Source organism: Acidovorax sp. HMWF018 (assembly GCF_003061035.1).
Classification (GTDB): Bacteria; Pseudomonadota; Gammaproteobacteria; order Burkholderiales; family Burkholderiaceae_C; genus Acidovorax; species Acidovorax delafieldii.
Map to the genome: position 1 here is coordinate 1 of NZ_QAIM01000601.1, position 472 is coordinate 472.

1 pseudogene is annotated in these 472 nt (G+C 57.4%); it reads left to right on the forward strand.

Annotation, left to right across the window (positions count from 1 at the left end):
- Window positions 1-163, forward strand: a pseudogene (locus tag DBR23_RS31820) (permease); the annotation flags it as partial.
- Window positions 164-472: the final 309 nt, after the last annotated feature.

Sequence of the window (472 nt, forward strand, 5' to 3'; positions counted from 1 at the left end):
GTTTACCTGCTGGTATTCGAACTGCGACAACATCGTGTTTCCGGCGACCACAGCGGCGTTGGCGGGGGCAGAACACCGGTTGGTGGAAGGGGTTGCGCATGTGCAGATGGCGTTTGACCCTGGGGTGATGAAGGCTTGTCTGGAGGAGATAAGTCGAGGGTGATTCTTTGAGGTCTTTTGGCTGCTAGCGTTCGTATGCAAAGTGCTGGTAGCTATTAATTTTGTAGTGTGTTTTCGATGGCTGCGTCGGGCGTGAGTTGCACATCGGACTGCATGGTTGGTTGTAGGGCGTAGGCCGGGAGTCGCCCGGCGTGCGAGTAACTTTCTTTTGCTTCGCCAAAAGAAAGTCACCAAAGAAAAGGCGACCCCCAGTCTGCGGCCCCTTCGCGGTGCGAAGGGGCAAACCTGCGTCGGGGCGGTTGCGGGGTGCGCCGTGGAACTCACTGCGCTGCGTTGCAGCTTCGTTCAGACA